This window comes from Allobosea sp. FW305-C-101, assembly GCF_058783685.1.
Genome location: NZ_JBYSYT010000004.1, coordinates 386180 through 404910, shown reverse-complemented (window position 1 = coordinate 404910; position 18731 = coordinate 386180). Strand labels below are relative to the sequence as shown.

Here is an 18731-nt window from a genome sequence, read left to right as displayed (position 1 = left end):
GAACCTCCTCAGCTCAGCCGTTTGCGGTAGAGCCCGTCGAGCCAGACCGCGAGGCCGAGGACGATGCCGACCACGATGTTCTGCAAGGGCGCATCGACGCCGATCAGTACCATCCCGGATTGCAGCGACTGCATCACCAGCGCCCCCAGCATCGCGCCTGCGATGGTGCCGACGCCGCCGGCAAGCGAGGTGCCGCCGATCACCGCCGCAGCGATGACATAGAGCTCGTCCAGCGTACCCGCTGCATTGGTCGCCGCGTTGAGGCGGGCCGTCGAGATGCAGGCGGAGATGCCGACGAGCACGCCCATCAGCCCGAAGACCAGCATCAGCACCTTGCGCGTGTTCACGCCGGAGAGCTGCGCGGCTTCAGGATTGCCGCCGATGGCGAAGACATAGCGGCCGAAGCGCAGGCGGTTGGCGAGGAAGGTGATGACCACGCCGACGCCCAGCGCCATCAGCACCGGCACGGCCAAGCCATGGCCGATGATGAGCCCGCCTTCCGGCCATGTGCCGCCCTTCGCCTCGGTGAGGCGCCGCGCGATGCCGGCCGGCAGCGCATAGGCGTTCGCGACCATCACCATGGCGAGCACGGCCGCGCAGCCGAGCCCGGCAATGGCGATCTCGGCCCAGAGCGGGCGCAGCACGAAGCCGAAGCGCTTGCGCCGGCGCCGGATCAGCGCCGCGCCCAGGCAGATCACGACACAAAGGCCGAGGCCGATCGCCCAGGAGGCGCTGGTGCCGATCGCGCCCTCGACGCCGCCGCCGAGCGGCCGGAAACGCGAATCCATCGGCGCGATCGTCTGGCCCTGCGTGACCCACCAGGCCGCCCCGCGCCAGACCAGAAGCCCGCCCAGCGTGACGATGAAGGAGGGGATGGCGAGATAGGCGATCAGCGCGCCCTGCAGCAGCCCGACGAACCCACCCAGCGTCATCGCGAGCAGCAGGCTGACGATCCAGGTCAGCGGATGCTCCAGGCCCCAGAGCTCCGGCAGCAGCCGGACCTGCACCAGCCCGACCACCATGCCGACGAAGCCGAGCATGGAGCCGACCGAGAGATCGATATTGCGGGTGACGATGACCAGCACCATGCCGCAGGCCATGATCGCGATCGAGGCGGTCTGGACCAGCAGGTTCCACAGGTTGCGCGGCGTCAGGAAGGCGCCGTCCGACAGCCAGTTGAAGCCGAGCCAGATCACCGCGAGCGCGGCGACCATGCCGATCATGCGCGGATCGAACTCGATCTCGCGCAGACGATCGGCAAGACCGCGCGCCTCCTGCACCGGGCTAGCCGGTGCTGGCGTGGCTTCAGTCACAGGCCTTGACCTTGCCGGCCGCGACGCCCTGGCAGACCGCCGCTTTCGGCGCCCAGCCGGCATCGATCACGACATTGAGGTTCTCCTTGGTCACCGGCACCGGCGTCAGGAACAAGGCGGTCATCTTCTGCTTCGACGGACCCTGATCCCAGCTCACCGATTTCGGGATCTCGTTGAGCTTGGCGCCGCCGGCCAGCTTGAGCGCGATCTCGGCGGCGTTGCGTCCGAGCTCGCGCGCGTCTTTCCAGATCGTCACGGTCTGGGTGCCCAATGCGACGCGGTTGAGCGCCGCGCGGTCCGCATCCTGGCCCGAGACTGGCACCGAGCCGGAAAGCCCCTGCGCGGCCAGTGCCGCGATGGCGCCGCCGGCCGTGCCGTCATTGGCGGCGATCACGGCATCGACCTTGTTCTGGTTGCGCGTCAGGATCTGCTCCATGTTGCGCTGGGCATTGGCGGGCAGCCATTGGTCGGTGAAGGCTTCGCCGGCATTCTTGATCTTGCCGCCGTCGATCGCGGGTTTCAGCACCTCGATCGAGCCCTGATAGAGGAAGCCGGCATTGGGGTCCTGGCTCGAACCCTTGATGAAGACGTAGTTGCCTTCCGGCTTCGCCTTCTGGATTTCGCGCGCCATCATCCGGCCGACCTCGATATTGTCGAAGGTCAGGTAGAAGGCCTGCGGGATCTCGATCAATCGGTCATAGCCGACGACGGCGATGCCCTCGTTCACCGCCTTCTCGACGGCGGGGCGGATCGCCTGCGCATCCTGCGCCAGCACGATGATCGCCTTGGCGCCGCGCGCGATCAGGCTCTCGACATCGGTGAGCTGCTTGGCCGGCGAGGACTGGGCATCGGCCGAGAGATAGGTCCCGCCGGCCTTTTCGACCGCTGCCTTGATCGCGGCCTCGTCGGTTTTCCAGCGCTCTTCCTGGAAATTGGACCAGCTGACCCCGACGACCGGTCCCTTGGACTGGGCGAAGGCGCCGGAATGAACGGATAGGGCGGCAACGGCGATGCTCGCCGCGAGGACGAAACGCTTCATCTCGATGACCTCCTGAGCTTCCTCTGCCGCTGGCTCTCAGGCTTCTCCGAGCCTCCAAGGCGACCGGCGCGCGAAGCTCATCTCAGCCGCCAAGGACTGTCAAGCAGACGAAGGGAGGGCTCTCGCAGCGTCAGGCCACAAGCTCAGGCGATGCGCTTGTCGGCGGAATCGCACAGGTCGTTCTGGATGCAGCGCAGGCATTCGGGCCGCAGCGCCTTGCAGGTATAGCGCCCGTGCAGGATGAGCCAGTGATGGGCGTGCCGGCCGAACTCGGGCGGCACCGCCTTTTCCAGCCCGAGCTCGACCTGCAGCACGTTCTTGCCCGGCGCGATGCGCAGGCGGTTGGCGATGCGGAAGACATGGGTGTCGACCGCATGGGTGATCTCGCCGAAGGCGATGTTGAGCACGACATTGGCGGTCTTGCGGCCGACGCCGGGCAGGCTCTCCAGCGCCTCGCGCGTCGTCGGCACCTCGCCTCCGAATTCGGCGATCAGCTTCTCGCAGAGCGCGATCACGTTCTTCGCCTTGGTGCGGAAGAGCCCGATCGTCCTGACGAGCTCGCGCACGGTCTCCTCGCCGAGCGCGAGCATCTTTGCGGGCGTGTCGGCGATGGCGAAGAGCGCGCGGGTGGCCTTGTTGACGCCTACATCGGTCGCCTGCGCCGACAGGACAACCGCGACCAGCAGCGTGAAAGCGTTGGTGTGGTCGAGCTCGCCCTTGGGTTCGGGATTGGCGGCCTGGAAGCGGCCGAAGATCTCGCGGATCTCGGCCGGCTTGCGGGCGCGCGGCAACGTGATGCGCTTTGCCGGCGCCACGGCGCGAGGGGGCCTGTTCCGCTGATCCATGACGGCGTTATAATCGCCCGATGACCACCGGCAATAGTCCTGGCAGCGAGATCGCGGACGCCTCGCAGCGGCCGGTCTTCGACGCGACGATCACGCCGCATCGCTCGCTCGGCCAGAACGGCTTCCGCATCGTGATGACGCTGGTCTGCTTGGCGAGCGTCGTCTCCTCAATTCCTTTCGTCGTGCTCGGCGCCTGGCCGGTCGCCGGCTTCTTCGGGATAGACGTCATCGCGCTCTTCGTCGCCTTCCACGTCAATTTCCGGCATGCGCGTGCCTTCGAGCGTATCGTGGTGACGCCGCTGGAGGTCTTCCTGCGCAAGGTCTCGCATCACGGCCGCGAGACGATCTGGCGCTTCAACCCGATCTGGACCCGGCTCGAGCGCCAGACGGACGAGGATTACGGCCTGCTCGGCCTGAAGCTGGTCTCGCGCGGGCAGAGCGTCGCGATCGCCTCGGCGCTCTCGCCGCATGAGCGCTCGGGCTTCGCCGACGCACTGGGCTCGGCCCTGTCGAGCGCTCGCCGCGGGCCGGATTACGGCGCGCCCTGAACCGTCCCCGCCTGAGCGAGCCAGATCGTATGCCCGCCGCAGCTTGGGTCCTCGACGACGTGTTCAACGACAGAGAAGCCGTTCTCGGCCAGTAATGCCCGGTATTCCCCGGGGGCGAGGCTGCCATGGTAGAGCGGCTCACCCTCGAACGTGCCGATCGCCTCGCCATGGGCCGGTCCGCTGGTGAAGAGCAGGGCGGCGCCCGGTGCGGCATGCGCGGCGAAGACCGCGAACATCCCGCGCTGGTCCTCCGGCGTCAGGTGGAAGAACGAATCCCAGGCGATCAGCCCGCCGAAGCGTCGCCCGAGCGCGAGCTTGCGCATGTCGGCGACCTGCCAGTCGCCCTCGGGAAAACGCGACCGGCACAGGGCGATCATCGCCGGGGCGGAATCGACGCCGGTGACGGCATGACCCTGCTCGCCGAGATGACGGGCGATCGGCTGGCCGGTGCCGCAGCCGATATCGAGGATCGCTGCGTCGGGCGCGAGCAGGGCCCGGAAACGGGCGAGCCAGGGGCCTTCCATCAGCAGTTTGCCGCGCAAGCCGTCATAGGTCGCGGCATGGCGCTGGTAGAGATCGATGATGGCGTCGGCGGGGGAGCTCATGGCCCTCGTTAGAAGCTTCGCCGGGCTGCTGCGCAACCCCGCCCTTGCCAGCTTTCGGGTGGGAACGGCATGGTGGGCGCCCTAGATTCGCATCATGACGAATGATGCGAGGCTTCCATGAACGCTCATGCTTCCATGAAAACGGCGATGACCCCGACGCGCTTCTCCAATGCGGTGCTGGCGCGCGCCACCGATGCGATGCCGAGCGAGGCCGATTTCCCGGCCGTCGCGCCCGGCTCGGACTACGACACGGTCCGGCGCATCCTCTCCTTCATCACCCATAACTGGCGCGAGCAGCCGACGATCGAGGCGATCGCGGAGGCCGCCGGCGCGACCCCGACCGATGTCCACCATCTCTTCCGGCGTTGGTGCGGGCTGACGCCCAAGGCCTTTCTGCAGGCGATCACGCTCGACCACGCCAAGGGCTTGCTCTCGTCTTCGGCCAGCATCCTCGACACGGCGCTCGAAGTCGGCCTTTCCGGCCCCGGCCGTTTGCACGATCTCTTCGTGACGCATGAGGCGATGTCGCCCGGCGAATGGAAGACCGGCGGCGAGGGCCTCAAGCTCTCCTACGGCTTTCATGCTTCGCCCTTCGGCGAGGCGCTCGTGGTGATCACGGAGCGTGGCCTCGCCGGGCTCGGTTGGGTCTCGAACAGCGCCGATGGCGGCAAGGTCGTCGGCGGTCGGGCCGAGGCGCTGGCCGACATGATGCGGCGCTGGCCCCATGCCGACTACCATTACGATCCCGTCCAGACCGCGCCCTATGCCGGCCGTATCTTCGAGCCCAAGGCCTGGTCGCCGGAGACGCCTTTGCGTGTCGTGCTGATCGGCACCGATTTCGAGGTCCGAGTCTGGGAGACGCTGCTGCGCATCCCGGTCGGCTGCGCCACCACCTATGGCGAAGTCGCCAACCATATCGGCAAGCCCAGTGCGGCGCGGGCCGTCGGCACGGCGGTCGGCAAGAACCCGATCTCCTTCGTGGTGCCCTGCCATCGCGTCATCGGCAAGTCCGGCGCGCTGACCGGTTATCACTGGGGCCTGACACGCAAGCGCGCCATCCTCGGCTGGGAGGCCGGGCAGACGGCGACTGGCTGATCCATAGAGCGTGCCCGTGTTTCTTCGAAACCCAGGCACGCTCTAATTCTTTGTTTTATCGCATTTTCGCTGACGCGGACCTCCGGTTCTTCACGCGAACCGGTATCCACTTCGCTCGAAAATGCTCTGGCACCTATTTTCGCAGGTACATGTCCCAGCAGGGCGCGAGGGCGATCCGTTCGCGCCCTTCGAGCGCGGCGGCGAAATGGCTGCGGATCATCTCGCGCGGCGTCGTCACCGGGCATTTCGGCATCAGCATCGCGTCCGTCTGCCTGAGCGCCTCGATGGTGCCTGGCTGCAGGTCCGGCGTGCTGCGGCCGGGGTCCACACCGACGGGGACCACCCGCGGTGGCGAACGCTCCAGCAGGCGGTTCAGCGGATCGACGAAATCGAAGGTGAAGAAGCCGTTGAGCTCGCGCTTGTTGGCGGCTTCCCAGGCCTTGATCGCGGTGATCGCCTGCTGGATCTCGAGCATCCAGGTCGCCTGATAGTCGATCTCCGAATAGAGGATGTAGGATGGCAGGATGTCGCGCCGGATCAGGTCGCGATACCCCTCGGGCTGTGTCGCGTAATGGTCGAGCATCGCGGCAGCGCGCGCGGCGATGTCGCGCTTCACGCTGATGCGGCCAAGCGGACCGAGATCGGGCAGGTCGAGGGCGACATAGGTCGGCGCGCTCATCACAGCGCGCATGCTGCGCTCGATGCAGATGATGGCGCTCGGCAGCGTGACCGTGAGCACGAGCCCGAGAACCACGGGGCGCAGCCGGTCGTCGCGCCGCTGCCACCAGTCGGCCACGAGCGGCAGCAGGATCGGCCACAGGCCGATGAATTCGAGCGAGCCCGTGTTCTGGGTCTCGAACAGCGCGAGCGCGAACAGACCGGCAGCGAACCAGCCGATCGGCGCGTCGATCAGCGCCCGCCAGCCGGCGAGCGTCGCCGGCAAACCGTCGCGCCAAGACGCGTAGGCGAGCGTGGCGAGCAGGATCAGCGACGGCCCGATCACATTGAACTTGACCGAGGCCACGGTGAGGAAGCGCGGCAGCAGCGTATCGGTGTTGAGGCTGAGCAGGGTCAGGATATCGATGATGTAGGCCGAGCTCAGACCCGTCGCGATTTGCAGCACGCCGAGTGCGAGGATCACGAAACCGGCGGCGATGACCGCGTCGCGGAAGCGCATCCGGCCGCTGAGCGTGGCATAGCCGACGAGCAGCGTGCCGGAGACCGCGCCGGTGATCTTGGTCAGGAACAGCGCCAGCATCAGCACGGCGACGAGCGCGATCCTGAAGCCGCGCCGCTCGGCGAAGATCAGGGTCGCGATCAGCAGGTAAAGCAGCAGCGCGACATGGCGGTTGTAGAAGCCGTAGCCGTCGAAGCCGGGCGACGGATAGAGCGCATGCAGGTTGATCGGGAAGGTCGCGAACAGCAGGAAGGGCAGGACGAGCGCCAGGGCCTGCGGGCGCGAGCGCCGCGAGACCTCGCCTGCGAGCAGGGCGAGCACCGGCAGCATGATCGGCAGCAGCGCCCAGTTGATCAGCAGCATCGGCTGGGCGTTGGTGAAGATGATGTCGAGAGCCGCGGCCATATAGAAGCCGAGCGGGCCGATCGGCGCGAAGAAATCGATGGTCGGGACCTGGCCGAGCTCGATGCGCTGGATCGCGTCGAGATAGACGACGGTGTCCCAGGCGTTCGGGCCCAGCGGCAGGCGCAGCGGCAAGATCAGGCCGGCGATGGCTACCAGCGCGAACGCCACGATCCAGGCGAGGGGTGAACCGGCTATCCTTGCCATCGCGCCCTTGCCGCTCACACTCTTGGTGCCGACCTGGGAGTTCTGCCTCCCGATCTCGCTCATCGCCACGCCGAACCCTCCTGGTCCAGCCCGCTCTCTGGCAGAAAATTCTTACCATCCGCCTGATAAAACCGCTGCTTCTTGCGGTTTTCGGTCAAGAAAGCCGGCAGGAACGGCGCAGCGTCCGGCGTCGGCTATCGCCTCACAGCAGTCCGTGCTTGGCGAGATGGCGCATCAGATGTGAGGCGCCATAGGTCCAGGGCGCGCAGGCGTCAGTGCGCTTCATCCGGTTGACGAGGCTGCCGAGCTCGGGCGCGGCGATGGTGACGATGTCCCCGTATTTATGGGTGAAGCCGCCGCCGGCTGAATCGCGATCCTTGATCGGCGCGAACATGGTGCCGAGATAGAGCGCCGCGCCGTCCGGATACTGGTGATGCGGGCCGATCATCTGCGCGGCGAGATCGGCGGGGTCGCGGCTGATCTTCGCGATCGAGGATGAGCCTTCCAGCCGGAAGCCATCCTCCCCCTCGACAGTCAGCGTCACCGTGGTCCGGCGGACATGGTCGAGCGTGAAGCCGGCATCGAACAGGCGGATGAAGGGGCCGACCGCGGCGGCGGCATTGTTGTCCTTGGCCTTGCCGAGCAGCAGGGCCGAGCGGCCCTCGACATCGCGCAGGTTGACGTCGTTGCCGAGCGTGGCACCGACGATCCGTCCGTCGGAGGCGACGATCAGCACGATCTCGGGCTCGGGATTGTTCCAGCTCGAGGCTGGATGCAGCCCGGCATCCGCCCCGGTACCGACCGTCGACATCGGCGGGGCCTTGGTGAAGATTTCGGCGTCCGGCCCGATTCCGACCTCGAGATACTGGCTCCAGGCGCCCTGCTTGATCAGGACCTCCTTGAGATGCATCGCCTCGGGTGAGCCGGGCTTCAGCTTGGAGAGGTCGTCGCCGATCAGCTTGCCGATCTCCTCGCGGATCGTCGCGGCGGCGGCAGGGTTGCCCCGCGCCTTCTCCTCGATCACGCGCTCCAGCATCGAGACCGCGAAGGTGACGCCGGCCGCCTTCACCGCCTGCAGGTCGAGCGGCGAGAGCAGCCAGGGGCGCTTGGGATCGCGGCCATCCACAGGCGTGTTGGCGAGGACCTCCGCGAGTGAGCCGATCGCCTCGCCCTGAGCTGCGCCTAGCGCGGCGGCCGGGTCGGCGCTTTCGCAGAGGTCGCGGCTGGTCGGGAAGCTCCGGGTCACGTCGATGACCTGCCCGTCGCGCAGCGTTACCACGGCCGGCCCGCCGAGATCGGGCCGCCAGACGCGGCCCGCCAGCGCTGCGGCATCGGCATCCCCCGGCAAGGTCGCGGTCACGGCAAGATCGAGGCTGGGCATGGCGGCATCCATGGACGGATTCGGATCGGGAGCGCAGATCAGCCGGTTATGCACAATTGCGCAAGCGAGGAGCCGTCATGCGTCAGCGCTACCGCTTGACCGCGACGATAGGCGGATTGCACTGACCGTCATCGATTTGTCATTGAAATGTCGCCTGCGCTTCATGCTAGCTTGCGCACCAACGACAAGAACCGCGGCGGCGCTCGCCCGCGGAAGGGAGATATTCCATGAGCATCAAATCGCGCATCCTGATGTCGGTCGCCGCCTTTGCGCTCGTCGGCGCCTCGCCGGCCCTGGCGCAGACCGAGATCCAGTGGTGGCACGCGCTGACCGGCGCCAACAATGACGTCGTCGTCAAGCTGTCCGAGGACTTCAACGCCTCGCAGAAGGACTACAAGGTCGTACCCGTCTACAAGGGCTCCTATCCCGACACGCTGAACGCCGGCATCGCCGCTTTCCGCGCAGGCCAGGCGCCGCATATCCTGCAGGTCTTCGAGGTCGGCACCGGCACGATGATGTCGGCCAAGGGCGCGATCAAGCCGGTCCACGAGGTCATGAAGGAAGCCGGCGAGAAGTTCGACCCGACCGCCTATCTGCCCGCGATCACCGGCTACTACTCGACGGCCAAGGGCGACATGCTCTCGATGCCGTTCAACTCCTCGTCGATGGTGATGTGGTACAACAAGGACGCCTTCAAGAAGGCGGGCCTCGACCCCGAGAAGCCGCCGAAGACCTGGCCCGAGACCTTCGCCGCAGCCAAGAAGCTGAAGGCTGCCGGCTACGACAAGTGCGGCGTTTCGAACGCCTGGGCGACCTGGGCCAATATCGAGCAGTTCGGCGCCTGGCATAACGTGCCGCTCTCGACCAAGGTCAACGGCATGGCCGGTTTCGACGCCGTGCTGAACTTCAACAAGAGCCCGGCCTTCCTGAAGCACTGGACCAATCTGGTCGAGCTGCAGAAGGACAAGACCTATGATTACTCGGGTCGCACCAACAATGGCGAAGGCCGCTTCACCTCGGGCGAATGCCCGATCTTCCTGACCTCGTCGGGCTTCTTCGGCAACGTCAAGGCGAACGCCAAGTTCGACTGGGGCAATGCCGCGATGCCGTATTATCCCGACGTGCAGGGCGCTCCGCAGAACTCGATCATCGGCGGCGCTTCGCTCTGGGTCATGGGCGGCAAGAAGGCCGACGAGTACAAGGGCGTCGCCAAGTTCTTCACCTTCCTCTCGAATGTCGATCGTCAGGTGAAGCTGCACACCGAGTCGGGCTACCTGCCGATCACCAAGGCGGCCTATGAGAAGGTCAAGGCGTCCGGATTCTACAAGGACAAGCCCTATCTCGAGACCCCGATCCTGGAGCTGACCAACAAGGCTCCGACCGACAACTCGAAGGGCCTGCGTTACGGCAGCCTCGTCCAGATCCGCGACATCTGGTCGGAGGAGCTGGAAGCGGCGCTGAACGGCCAGAAGTCGCCGCAGGCGGCGCTGGACGCGGCGGCCGATCGCGGCAACCAGATGCTGCGCCAGTTCGAGCGCACCGCGGCCCGCTAAGCGCTTAGCTCTTGCAAACCTAAGGCCATCCCGGACACTCTCCGTCCGGGATGGCCGTCTCGTTCCAGGGAAGCCGATGCAGAAGAACGCATACTTCAAGGGGCTCACGATCCCCTTCCTGCTGCTTCTGCCGCAGCTCGCCATCACCGTCGTGTTCTTCTACTGGCCGGCGACCCAGGCGGTCTGGCAGAGCTTCCTGCTGGAGGATGCCTTCGGCACCTCGACGGAATTCGTCTGGTTCGAGAACTACCAGATGCTCTTCGCCGACCCCGGCTATCTCAAGGCCTTCATCAACACGATCATCTTCTCGACCTTCGTCTGCGTGTTCTCGCTCTCGATCGCGCTGCTCTTCGCGGTGATGGCGGACCGGCAGCTTCGCGGCGGCGAAATCTACAAGACCCTGCTGATCTGGCCCTATGCGGTGGCGCCCGCCATCGCCGGCGTGCTCTGGATCTTCATGTTCGATCCCTCGCTCGGCATGCTCGCGCGCGGCCTGCAATCCCTGGGCATTCCGTGGAACCCGCGCCTCAACGGCAACCACGCCATGCTGCTGGTCATCCTGGCGGCGACCTGGAAGCAGATCAGCTACAATTTCCTGTTCTTCCTCGCCGGCCTGCAATCGATCCCCAAGAGCGTGATCGAGGCGGCGGTGATCGACGGCGCCCGGCCGATGCGCCGGTTCTGGACCATCGTCTTCCCGCTGCTCTCGCCGACGACCTTCTTCCTGCTCGTCGTCAACATCGTCTACGTCTTCTTCGACACCTTCGGCATCATCGACACCGTCACCGGCGGCGGCCCCTCGGGCGCGACCGAGACGCTGGTCTACAAGGTCTTCTCCGACGGCAAGGGCGGCTCGAATCTCGGCGGCTCGGCGGCGCAGTCGGTGCTGTTGCTGATCATGGTGATCGGGCTGACCGCGGTGCAGTTCCGCTTCATCGAGCGCAAGGTGAGCTACTGATGGCGTGGCCGGCCGGTGCCATCGTCGTCGCGCTTCTCGGCCTCCTGCTGCTGCCGGCGACGGCTGCTGCGCAGGGGCGCCGGATCGACGCCTGGTCCGGCATCGTGCTGAATTGCGGGCCGGCCACGACGCTGGCCTGGGCCGAGCGCATCTGCAGCCAGCTGATCGGCGAAATGCGCAGGCAGGCCGAGCAGGCCAAGGTCCCCTTCGTCGCCGTCCCGGTCTTCACTGATGACGCGGCGCTGGACCGCCGGGCATCTGATGAAGGGCTGGACATGTTCAGCGTGCTCCATGTCCGCTTCGACGTCTCGCCGCCGACGGGCAGCCTGAAGAGCCGGGACCTCACGCTCGTGCTGCGCTCGATCGTTCCCGGCTCGCTCTTCGAGCGGCGCAAGGATGGCCCCTACCGGCTGCTGACCCATACGCCGATGATCATCGTCAACGAGGGCGAGGCGGCGGCGCGCGCGCCCTTCCTGGCGAAGACGCTGACCGAAGCCTTCTTCTTTCCGCTGCTGAGGCCCGCACCGTGACCCGATCCTCCTCCGTGCTCTGGATGGACCTCACCGCCGAGGAATTACGCGCCAAGGCAGCGGCGGACGCGATCGTCGTCCTGCCGGTGGCCTCGATCGAGCAGCATGGCCCGCATCTGCCTGTCGGCGTCGACACCATCCTGTGCAGCGGCGTCTGCAAGGCGGCGGCCGAGCGCGCCGGTGATGTCGATGTCGTCGTGGCGCCGACGCTCTGGTGCGGCATGGCCGAGCATCACATGGCCTTCGGCGGCACCTTCACCTTCGACATCCCGACCTATCGCGCGGTGCTGCTCTCCTTCCTGAAGAGCATCGAGCGCCACGGTTTCCACCGCGTGCTGATCGTCAACGGTCATGGCGGCAATATCGCCGCGCTCACCGCCTTCCTGCCCGATTTCGCCCGCGCGACCCGGCTGCATGTCGAGGCGACCACCTATTTCATGCTGGCGCAGGACGCGTTCCCGCCGCTGCTCCAGGACCAGAAGGGCGTCCAGCATGCCTGCGAGGTCGAGACCTCGATGATGATGGTGCTGGCGCCGGGTTCTGTCCGCGAACCGCGCTTGTCCGAAGCCTTCGGCGCCCGCGACGGCCTGCCGGGGCGGCCGACCGTCTCGCGCCACCGCTCCTTCCGGGAGATGACCGAGACCGGTGTGGTCGGCGATGCGCGCCGTGCCACGCCTGAGAAGGGGCAGGCCTGCCTCGATGCCTGCGCGGATGCGCTGGCCGGATTGCTGCGCGAGATGGGAAGGGCCGCCTGATGGTCGAGGACCGCCGCCTGGGCGACGCGATCGCCTATGTCATCCTGACGATCGGCGTGCTGATCGTCGCCTTCCCGGTCTGGCTGACCTTCGTCGCCTCGACCTGGGACGCGGCGACCGTGATCAACGGCCAGATGCCGCTCTATCCCGGCCCGTATTTCCTGGAGAACTACAACCGCATCCTCTTCGTCGGCACGTCGAGCACGACGCGTGAGCCGGTGATCGGCATGATGATCAACTCCTTCATCATGGCGATCACGATCGCGCTCGGAAAGATCTTCATCTCCGTGCTCTCGGCCTATGCGGTGGTCTATTACCGCTTCCCGTTCCGCATGGCGGCGTTCTGGATCATCTTCATCACGCTGATGCTCCCGGTCGAGGTCCGCATCTTCCCGACCTTCAAGATCGTCTCCGATCTCAACATGCTCGACACCTATCAGGGCCTCGCCGTGCCGCTGATCGCCTCGGCGACGGGCACGCTGCTGTTCCGGCAGTTCTTCATGACGATCCCCGACGAGCTGCTCGAAGCCTCGAAGATCGACGGCGCCGGACCCTTCAAGTTCTTCAAGGACACGCTGATCCCGCTCTCGATGACGACGATCGCCGCGCTCTTCGTCATCCAGTTCATCTATGGCTGGAACCAGTATCTCTGGCCGCTTCTGGTGACGACGAAGGACTCGATGCAGACCATCGTCATCGCCATCAAGAAGATGATCGTCACCGCCGACGCCCTGACGGAATGGCAGCTCGCCATGGCCACCGCCATGCTGGCGATGCTGCCGCCCGTCTTCGTCGTCATTGCCATGCAGAGGCTCTTCGTGAAGGGCCTGGTCGAAACCGAGAAGTAATCCGCGAATGGCCCAGGTCACTCTCAGCAACGTCAAGAAGGTCTATGCCGGCGGCGTCGAGGCCGTCAAAGGCGTCTCCTTCGACATCCCCGATGGCGGCTTCTGCGTCCTCGTCGGCCCCTCCGGCTGCGGCAAGTCCACGCTCCTGCGCATGGTCGCCGGGCTGGAGACGATCTCGTCCGGCGAGGTCGCGATCGGCGACCGCGTCGTCAACCAGATCGAGCCGGCCGACCGCGACATCGCCATGGTGTTCCAGAACTATGCGCTCTACCCGCATATGAACATCTACGACAACATGGCCTATGGCCTGCGCAACCGCGGCACGCCGAAGGACGAGATCGACAAGCGCGTGAAGGAAGCTGCGCGCATCCTCGCGATCGAGCCCTTCCTGGAGCGCCGGCCGCGCCAGCTTTCCGGCGGCCAGCGCCAGCGCGTCGCGATGGGCCGCGCCATCGTGCGCAAGCCGCAGGTCTTCCTCTTCGACGAGCCGCTCTCGAACCTCGACGCGAAACTCCGCGTCCAGATGCGCGTCGAGATCAAGAAGCTGCAGCGCGCGCTCGGCGTCACCGCGATCTACGTCACCCACGATCAGGTCGAGGCGATGACGCTCTCCGACAAGCTCGTGGTGATGAATGCCGGCCAGGTCGAGCAGATCGGCCTGCCCGCAGAGGTCTACCGCAAGCCGGCGAGCAAGTTCGTCGCGACCTTCATCGGCTCGCCGCCGATGAACATCCTGCCCGGCGCGGTCGATGGCCCCGGCATCGTCGCGCTGGGCGACGCCATCATCGAGGTCCGCGACCTGCGCGAGGATCTGGCTGTGCAGGCACCGGTCGAGGTCGGCCTGCGGCCCGAGGATGTCGAGATCGCCTCGGAAGGGCAGGCGGGTTCGCTGCCCTTCGACGTCGAGTTCATCGAGGAACTGGGCGCGACCCAGCTCTTCCACGGCAAGCTCGCCGGCCAGCCCTTCGTGATGCAGGCGGCGACCGGCGAGGTCGCGGCGCAGGAAGGCCGGCTTTGGATCACCGTCGATCCCGACAAGGTCCATGTCTTCGACCCGAAGACCGGCGTGCGGCTGGGGAAGGGCTGACGCCCGAGAATTGCCGTCATGCTCGGGCTTGACCCGAGCATCTCGTGACGCGGAGGCTCCAGCGCCTCTTCCTGAAGGAGATTCTCGGGTCTGCGCTTCGCTCCGCCCGAGAATGACGGCAGGCTTCAAGCCGCCAGATCGGCCACCAGCGCGTCGAGCAACAAGGCGCCGTCCGGCGTCGCCGCGAGCCGGCCGCCCGCGCGTTCCATCAGCAGCTTCTCGTCGATCAGGCTGGTCACGCGCTGGGCATTGAGCGCGCGTCCCGCCAGCGCCTTGAACACCTGGGGATCGATGCCCTCGACGAGGCGAAGCCCCATCAGCAGATACTCATCGCCTTGCGCTTCTTCGCTGAGACGCTCGTCCTCGACCAGAGCATGACCCTCGGCCTCGACGCGTTCCAGCCAGACCTCCGGCCGCTTCTCGGTCGAATGCGCCATACGGCCCTGCGTTGTTACGAGCCGTCCATGGGCGCCGGGGCCGATTCCAGCATATTCGCCATAGTGCCAGTAGACGAGGTTGTGCCGGCACTCGGCGCCGGGCCGGGCATGGTTCGAAATCTCGTAGACCGGCAGGCCGTGCTTCGCCGTGATCTCCTGCGTCGTCTCGTAGAGCGCGGCGCCGGCATCGTGATCGGGAATGGCGAGCTTGCCGGCGCGGAACAGTCGCTCGAAGGCGGTGCCCGGCTCGATCGTCAGCTGGTAGAGCGAGAGATGCTCGGCTGCGTGGCTGATCGCCAGCTCCAGCTCGGCGCGCCACAAGGCGGGCGTCTGCAAGGGCGAGCGGGCATAGATCAGGTCGAAGGAATAGCGCTCGAAATATTGCCGCGCGATCGCGACGGCGGCGAGCGCCTCCTCGGCCGAATGCATCCGTCCGAGCGCCTTGAGATCGGTATCGTTCAGCGCCTGCACGCCGAGCGAGACGCGGTTGACGCCGGCTGCCCGGAAATCGCGGAAGCGCCCGGCCTCGACGCTGGTCGGGTTGGCCTCCAGCGAGACCTCGCAATTGGGATCGACCGTCCAGTATTCGCCAATTGCATCGAGGATCGCACCGACGGTGCGGCCCTCCATCAGCGAGGGCGTGCCGCCGCCGAAGAAGATCGAGGAGACCGTGCGGCCCGGCACCAGCGCCGCCCGATGCGCGATCTCGCGGCGGAAGGCAGCGATATAGCGCTGCTGGTCGGGCGGCTGCAGCCGCACGTGGCTGTTGAAGTCGCAATAGGGGCATTTGGCCAGGCAGAACGGCCAATGCACATAGACGGCGAAGCCCGCATCCGCGGTCGGATGCAGGAGCGATGGCCGCTCGGACAAGGCGGCCGGGTCGCTCACGCGGACTTCCTCAGGCAGGCGGCGGCCAGCACATGGAAGGCGCGCGCGCGATGCGACAGGCCGGGCGAGCCGTCGGCCGGAATGCCGTGCTTCTCCTGCGCCGTCATCTCGCCGAAGGTCTTGTCATGGCCCTCGGGCAGGAAGATTGGATCGTAGCCGAAACCGCCCAGGCCACGGGCCTGCTCGGTCACCGTGCCGAAGACGCGGCCTTCGAACAGCTCTTGGTGTCCGTCCGGCCAGGCGATCACCAGTGCCGAGACGAAATGCGCCTTGCGCGTCTCGGGCGTGATGGCGCCGCGCTTGGCGAGTTCCATCTGCACGCGTCCGATCGCGAAGGCGAAATCCTTAGCCTGTCCGGCCCAGTTGGCCGAGAACAGGCCTGGCGCGCCGTCGAGCGCGTCGATGCAGATGCCGGAATCGTCGGAGAGCGCCGGCAGGCCGCTGGCGGTCGCGGCGGCGACCGCCTTGATCGCCGCATTCTCCGAGAACATATAGCCATCCTCGACCGGCTCGGGCAGGCCGAGCTCCCCGGCCGAGACGAGCTCGATGCCATAGGGCGCCAGCAAGTCACGCATCTCGCGCAACTTGCCCTGGTTATGGGTCGCGATCACGACCTTGCCGGTGAGGAGGCGATGCTCCGACATCTCTTCTTATCCTCTGGAACCACGCCGTCATCCCGGGCTTGACCCGGGATCCATCGAAGGGCGTCGCACTCTACGATGGATCCCGGATCTCCGCTTCGCTGCGTCCGGGATGACGCCGTGTTCTATGACGATGACTACGCCACCGCCGCCTTCTGCAGCGTGACGAGCTTGGAAACGCCGCCCTTTGCGAGCTTCAGCAGCGACAGGAGCTCCTCCTCGGAGAAGGGCGCCCCCTCGGCCGTGCCCTGCACCTCGACGATGCCGCCCGAGCCGGTGATGACGAAATTCGCGTCGGTCTGCGCGCCGGAATCCTCGACATAGTCGAGATCGATCACCGGGTTGCCGGCGACGATGCCGCAGGAGATCGCGGCGACATGATCCTTCAGCGGGTTGGTGCCCTTGAGCAGGCCGCGCCCTTCCATCCATTTCAGCGCGTCGTGCAGCGCGACCCAGGCGCCGGTGATCGAGGCCGTGCGGGTGCCGCCATCGGCCTGGAGCACGTCGCAGTCGACGACGATCTGGCGCTCGCCGATCGCGGTGAGATCGACGACGGCGCGCAAGCTGCGCCCGATCAGGCGCTGGATTTCCTGCGTGCGGCCGGAGGGCTTGCCGGAGGTGACCTCGCGGCGCGTGCGCTCATGCGTGGCGCGCGGCAGCATCGAATATTCGGCGGTGACCCAGCCCTTGCCGGTGCCGCGCAGCCACGGCGGCCCCTTTTCCTCGACGGTCGCGGCGCAAAGCACCTTCGTCTCGCCGAACGTCACCATGCAGGAACCCTCGGCATAGCGCACCACGCCGCGTTCGAGCGTGACCTTGCGCATCTCGTCGGCGGCGCGTTTGGAGGGTCGCATGAAATATTCCTGTCTTGCGGGGGAGTGGCGGCTTGTAGGCGTTTGCGCCGCGCGCGGCAAGGCGCGGGCAGGCACGCCCCCTTGATCCTTGCGCTTTGCATGACGACAATAGGACGAGACCGACGGTTCGCCTGAAAAAGGTTCATGAGCGCCCATACGCCCCGCCCCGAGACGATGAGCGGCCTGGTCGAGACCGACCAGCGCTCGCGCGAGATTTTTCGCCAGATCGTCGACGGCTACCTGACGACGGGGGAGCCCGTCGGCTCGCGCAACATCGCCCGCCTGCTGCCCATGGCGCTGTCGCCGGCGACGGTGCGCAATGTCATGACCGATCTCGAACTGGCCGGGCTGATCTATGCGCCGCACACCTCTGCGGGACGCCTTCCGACCGAGCGGGGCCTGCGCTTTTTCGTCGACGCGATGATGGAGGTCGGCAACCTCACCGCCGACGAGCGGTCGCGCATCGAGGCGCAGATCAGGGTCGCCGCCAGCAACCGCAATCTCGACCAGACCCTGACGGAAGCCTCGGCACTGCTCTCCGGCCTGTCACGCGGGGCGGGCGTCGTCGTCACCACCAAGGCCGATGTCCGGCTGAAGCATATCGAATTCGTCCGGCTCGACCCGGCCCGCGCGCTCGTCGTGCTGGTCTCGGAGGACGGCACGGTCGAGAACCGCCTGCTGGCGCTGCCGGCCGGTCTGCCGGCCTCGGCCCTGAGCGAGGCCGCGAATTTCCTCAACGCCCGCATCCTCGGCAAGACGCTGGCCGAACTGCGCGGCGAGATCGGCGGGCAGCGCGCCCTGATGGAGCGCGAGCTCGATGTCCTGACGGCCCGCCTCGTCGAAAGCGGCATCGCGACCCAGGCCGGCCCGGGCAGCGACCGCCATCTCATCGTGCGCGGCCAGGCCAATCTGCTCGACGATCTCCGGGCACAGGAGGATCTCGAGCGCATTCGCATGCTCTTCGGCGATCTGGAGACACAGACCGACGTCATCGACCTGCTGACGCGCGCCGAGGATGGCGACGGCGTGCGCATCTTCATCGGCTCGGAGAACAAGCTGTTCTCGATGTCCGGCTCCTCGATGGTCGCCGCGCCCTTCCGCGACGCCGAGCAGCGCATCGTCGGCGTCGTCGGCATCATCGGCCCGACGCGCCTGAACTATGCCCGCATCGTCCCGATGGTCGACTACACCGCCAAGGTCGTCGGCCGCCTGCTGGACGGCAGCCGCTAGGCGTTGGCCAAGGCCCTGAGTTGGCTTTGCCGGCGGAAGCGGTTATCGAGCGGGCAAAGCATCCCTTTCCGCAATTCAGGTGCGAGCCATGTCCGAACAGCTTCCCGACCGTCTGTCCGTCAACCCGGAGAGCCCCTTCTACAATGAAGAGGTGCTGGCGCGCGATATCGGCATCCGCTTCAAGGGCGTCGAGAAGACCAATGTCGAGGAATATTGCGTCTCCGAAGGCTGGGTGAAGGTCGCCGCCGGCACCGCCAAGGACCGCTTCGGCCGCCCGATGACGATTACGCTCAAAGGCCCGGTCGAGCCTTACATCCGCGGCAACGTCGAGGGCTGAG

At 66.6% G+C, this 18731-nt stretch carries 19 protein-coding genes; 10 read left to right on the top strand and 9 right to left on the bottom strand.

Annotated elements, in window-relative coordinates; translation table 11 throughout:
- Window positions 1-8 precede the first annotated feature (8 nt).
- From AC3WMA_RS19440 to nth, 3 genes are all read right to left on the bottom strand, one after another.
- Window positions 9-1313: a sugar ABC transporter permease gene (locus AC3WMA_RS19440; protein WP_492286993.1), complete on the bottom strand. Its 1305-nt coding sequence runs from the start codon at window positions 1311-1313 to the stop codon at window positions 9-11.
- Window positions 1306-2352 carry a D-xylose ABC transporter substrate-binding protein gene (xylF, locus tag AC3WMA_RS19435; protein WP_492286992.1) on the bottom strand — a complete coding sequence of 349 codons (1047 nt, stop codon included), beginning with the start codon at window positions 2350-2352 and terminating at the stop codon, window positions 1306-1308. The genes AC3WMA_RS19440 and xylF overlap by 8 nt, the downstream gene beginning before the upstream one ends.
- A 143-nt stretch (window positions 2353-2495) precedes the next feature.
- Window positions 2496-3197, bottom strand: a complete 702-nt coding sequence (gene nth / locus AC3WMA_RS19430) for an endonuclease III (RefSeq protein WP_492286991.1) — start codon at window positions 3195-3197, stop codon at window positions 2496-2498.
- Window positions 3198-3217: 20 nt separating this feature from the next.
- Here nth and AC3WMA_RS19425 point away from each other — a divergent pair, with 20 nt between their 5' ends.
- The gene (locus AC3WMA_RS19425) at window positions 3218-3745 is read left to right on the top strand and encodes a DUF2244 domain-containing protein (RefSeq protein ID WP_492286990.1); all 528 of its coding nucleotides are present in this window, start codon (window positions 3218-3220) and stop codon (window positions 3743-3745) included.
- Here AC3WMA_RS19425 and AC3WMA_RS19420 read toward each other — a convergent pair.
- On the bottom strand, window positions 3730-4350 hold the full coding sequence (locus tag AC3WMA_RS19420) for a class I SAM-dependent DNA methyltransferase (RefSeq protein WP_492286989.1): 621 nt from the start codon (window positions 4348-4350) through the stop codon (window positions 3730-3732). The two genes, AC3WMA_RS19425 and AC3WMA_RS19420, sit on opposite strands and share 16 nt — an antisense overlap.
- A gap of 198 nt (window positions 4351-4548) precedes the next feature.
- On the opposite strand from AC3WMA_RS19420, the gene AC3WMA_RS19415 reads away from it, so the two are divergent.
- Window positions 4549-5445 carry a methylated-DNA--[protein]-cysteine S-methyltransferase gene (locus AC3WMA_RS19415; RefSeq protein ID WP_492287102.1) on the top strand — a complete coding sequence of 299 codons (897 nt, stop codon included), beginning with the start codon at window positions 4549-4551 and terminating at the stop codon, window positions 5443-5445.
- A gap of 133 nt (window positions 5446-5578) precedes the next feature.
- Here the strand turns inward: AC3WMA_RS19415 and AC3WMA_RS19410 are convergent, their stop codons facing one another.
- Both AC3WMA_RS19410 and AC3WMA_RS19405 read right to left on the bottom strand, forming a co-directional pair.
- A complete protein-coding gene (locus tag AC3WMA_RS19410) occupies window positions 5579-7300 on the bottom strand; it encodes a hypothetical protein (protein WP_492286988.1) in 1722 nt (573 codons plus the stop codon).
- A 133-nt stretch (window positions 7301-7433) separates the two neighbouring features.
- Entirely contained in the window at window positions 7434-8612 is a 1179-nt protein-coding gene (locus tag AC3WMA_RS19405; protein WP_492286987.1) for a fumarylacetoacetate hydrolase family protein, read from the bottom strand.
- 227 nt (window positions 8613-8839) lie between these two features.
- Between AC3WMA_RS19405 and ugpB the strand changes: the two genes are divergently transcribed.
- From ugpB to AC3WMA_RS19375, 6 genes are all read left to right on the top strand, one after another.
- On the top strand, window positions 8840-10165 hold the full coding sequence (gene ugpB, locus AC3WMA_RS19400) for a sn-glycerol-3-phosphate ABC transporter substrate-binding protein UgpB (RefSeq protein WP_492286986.1): 1326 nt from the start codon (window positions 8840-8842) through the stop codon (window positions 10163-10165).
- Between the two features lie 76 nt (window positions 10166-10241).
- Window positions 10242-11123: a sn-glycerol-3-phosphate ABC transporter permease UgpA gene (ugpA, locus tag AC3WMA_RS19395; RefSeq protein ID WP_492286985.1), complete on the top strand. Its 882-nt coding sequence runs from the start codon at window positions 10242-10244 to the stop codon at window positions 11121-11123.
- Window positions 11123-11653, top strand: coding sequence for a hypothetical protein (locus tag AC3WMA_RS19390; RefSeq protein ID WP_492286984.1), 531 nt, complete (start codon window positions 11123-11125; stop codon window positions 11651-11653). Before ugpA ends, AC3WMA_RS19390 begins: the two co-directional genes overlap by 1 nt.
- Window positions 11650-12408, top strand: a complete 759-nt coding sequence (locus tag AC3WMA_RS19385) for a creatininase family protein (protein WP_492286983.1) — start codon at window positions 11650-11652, stop codon at window positions 12406-12408. Before AC3WMA_RS19390 ends, AC3WMA_RS19385 begins: the two co-directional genes overlap by 4 nt.
- Window positions 12408-13256 (top strand): sn-glycerol-3-phosphate ABC transporter permease UgpE, encoded by an 849-nt coding sequence (gene ugpE, locus AC3WMA_RS19380; RefSeq protein WP_492286982.1) that lies wholly within the window; start codon window positions 12408-12410, stop codon window positions 13254-13256. The genes AC3WMA_RS19385 and ugpE overlap by 1 nt, the downstream gene beginning before the upstream one ends.
- A 7-nt stretch (window positions 13257-13263) precedes the next feature.
- The gene (locus tag AC3WMA_RS19375) at window positions 13264-14343 is read left to right on the top strand and encodes a sn-glycerol-3-phosphate import ATP-binding protein UgpC (protein WP_492286981.1); all 1080 of its coding nucleotides are present in this window, start codon (window positions 13264-13266) and stop codon (window positions 14341-14343) included.
- A 125-nt stretch (window positions 14344-14468) separates the two neighbouring features.
- Here AC3WMA_RS19375 and hemW read toward each other — a convergent pair whose 3' ends face one another.
- From hemW to rph, 3 genes are all read right to left on the bottom strand, one after another.
- The gene (gene hemW, locus AC3WMA_RS19370; RefSeq protein WP_492286980.1) at window positions 14469-15668 is read right to left on the bottom strand and encodes a radical SAM family heme chaperone HemW; all 1200 of its coding nucleotides are present in this window, start codon (window positions 15666-15668) and stop codon (window positions 14469-14471) included.
- Complete coding sequence (gene rdgB, locus AC3WMA_RS19365) at window positions 15665-16312, bottom strand: RdgB/HAM1 family non-canonical purine NTP pyrophosphatase (protein ID WP_492286979.1); 648 nt, start codon at window positions 16310-16312, stop codon at window positions 15665-15667. The genes hemW and rdgB overlap by 4 nt, the downstream gene beginning before the upstream one ends.
- Before the next feature lie 134 nt (window positions 16313-16446).
- Window positions 16447-17163, bottom strand: coding sequence for a ribonuclease PH (gene rph, locus AC3WMA_RS19360; protein ID WP_492286978.1), 717 nt, complete (start codon window positions 17161-17163; stop codon window positions 16447-16449).
- A 144-nt stretch (window positions 17164-17307) separates the two neighbouring features.
- Between rph and hrcA the strand changes: the two genes are divergently transcribed.
- Window positions 17308-18393 (top strand): heat-inducible transcriptional repressor HrcA, encoded by a 1086-nt coding sequence (gene hrcA, locus AC3WMA_RS19355; protein ID WP_492286977.1) that lies wholly within the window; start codon window positions 17308-17310, stop codon window positions 18391-18393.
- Window positions 18394-18481: 88 nt separating this feature from the next.
- A complete protein-coding gene (locus AC3WMA_RS19350; protein WP_492286976.1) occupies window positions 18482-18730 on the top strand; it encodes a DUF3297 family protein in 249 nt (82 codons plus the stop codon).
- The last annotated feature ends 1 nt before the right edge of the window (window position 18731 follow it).

Excerpts from the sequence above, each read along its gene's own strand:
- ugpB (WP_492286986.1), top strand. The coding sequence starts at position 8,840 with ATGAGCATCAAATCGCGCATCCTGATGTCGGTCGCCGCCTTTGCGCTC.
- AC3WMA_RS19420 (WP_492286989.1), bottom strand. The coding sequence starts at position 4,350 with ATGAGCTCCCCCGCCGACGCCATCATCGATCTCTACCAGCGCCATGCC.
- AC3WMA_RS19425 (WP_492286990.1), top strand. The coding sequence starts at position 3,218 with ATGACCACCGGCAATAGTCCTGGCAGCGAGATCGCGGACGCCTCGCAG.
- xylF (WP_492286992.1), bottom strand. The coding sequence starts at position 2,352 with ATGAAGCGTTTCGTCCTCGCGGCGAGCATCGCCGTTGCCGCCCTATCC.
- AC3WMA_RS19350 (WP_492286976.1), top strand. The coding sequence starts at position 18,482 with ATGTCCGAACAGCTTCCCGACCGTCTGTCCGTCAACCCGGAGAGCCCC.
- ugpE (WP_492286982.1), top strand. The coding sequence starts at position 12,408 with ATGGTCGAGGACCGCCGCCTGGGCGACGCGATCGCCTATGTCATCCTG.
- nth (WP_492286991.1), bottom strand. The coding sequence starts at position 3,197 with ATGGATCAGCGGAACAGGCCCCCTCGCGCCGTGGCGCCGGCAAAGCGC.
- rph (WP_492286978.1), bottom strand. The coding sequence starts at position 17,163 with ATGCGACCCTCCAAACGCGCCGCCGACGAGATGCGCAAGGTCACGCTC.
- AC3WMA_RS19375 (WP_492286981.1), top strand. The coding sequence starts at position 13,264 with ATGGCCCAGGTCACTCTCAGCAACGTCAAGAAGGTCTATGCCGGCGGC.
- AC3WMA_RS19390 (WP_492286984.1), top strand. The coding sequence starts at position 11,123 with ATGGCGTGGCCGGCCGGTGCCATCGTCGTCGCGCTTCTCGGCCTCCTG.
- rdgB (WP_492286979.1), bottom strand. The coding sequence starts at position 16,312 with ATGTCGGAGCATCGCCTCCTCACCGGCAAGGTCGTGATCGCGACCCAT.
- ugpA (WP_492286985.1), top strand. The coding sequence starts at position 10,242 with ATGCAGAAGAACGCATACTTCAAGGGGCTCACGATCCCCTTCCTGCTG.
- hrcA (WP_492286977.1), top strand. The coding sequence starts at position 17,308 with ATGAGCGCCCATACGCCCCGCCCCGAGACGATGAGCGGCCTGGTCGAG.
- AC3WMA_RS19415 (WP_492287102.1), top strand. The coding sequence starts at position 4,549 with ATGCCGAGCGAGGCCGATTTCCCGGCCGTCGCGCCCGGCTCGGACTAC.
- AC3WMA_RS19405 (WP_492286987.1), bottom strand. The coding sequence starts at position 8,612 with ATGCCCAGCCTCGATCTTGCCGTGACCGCGACCTTGCCGGGGGATGCC.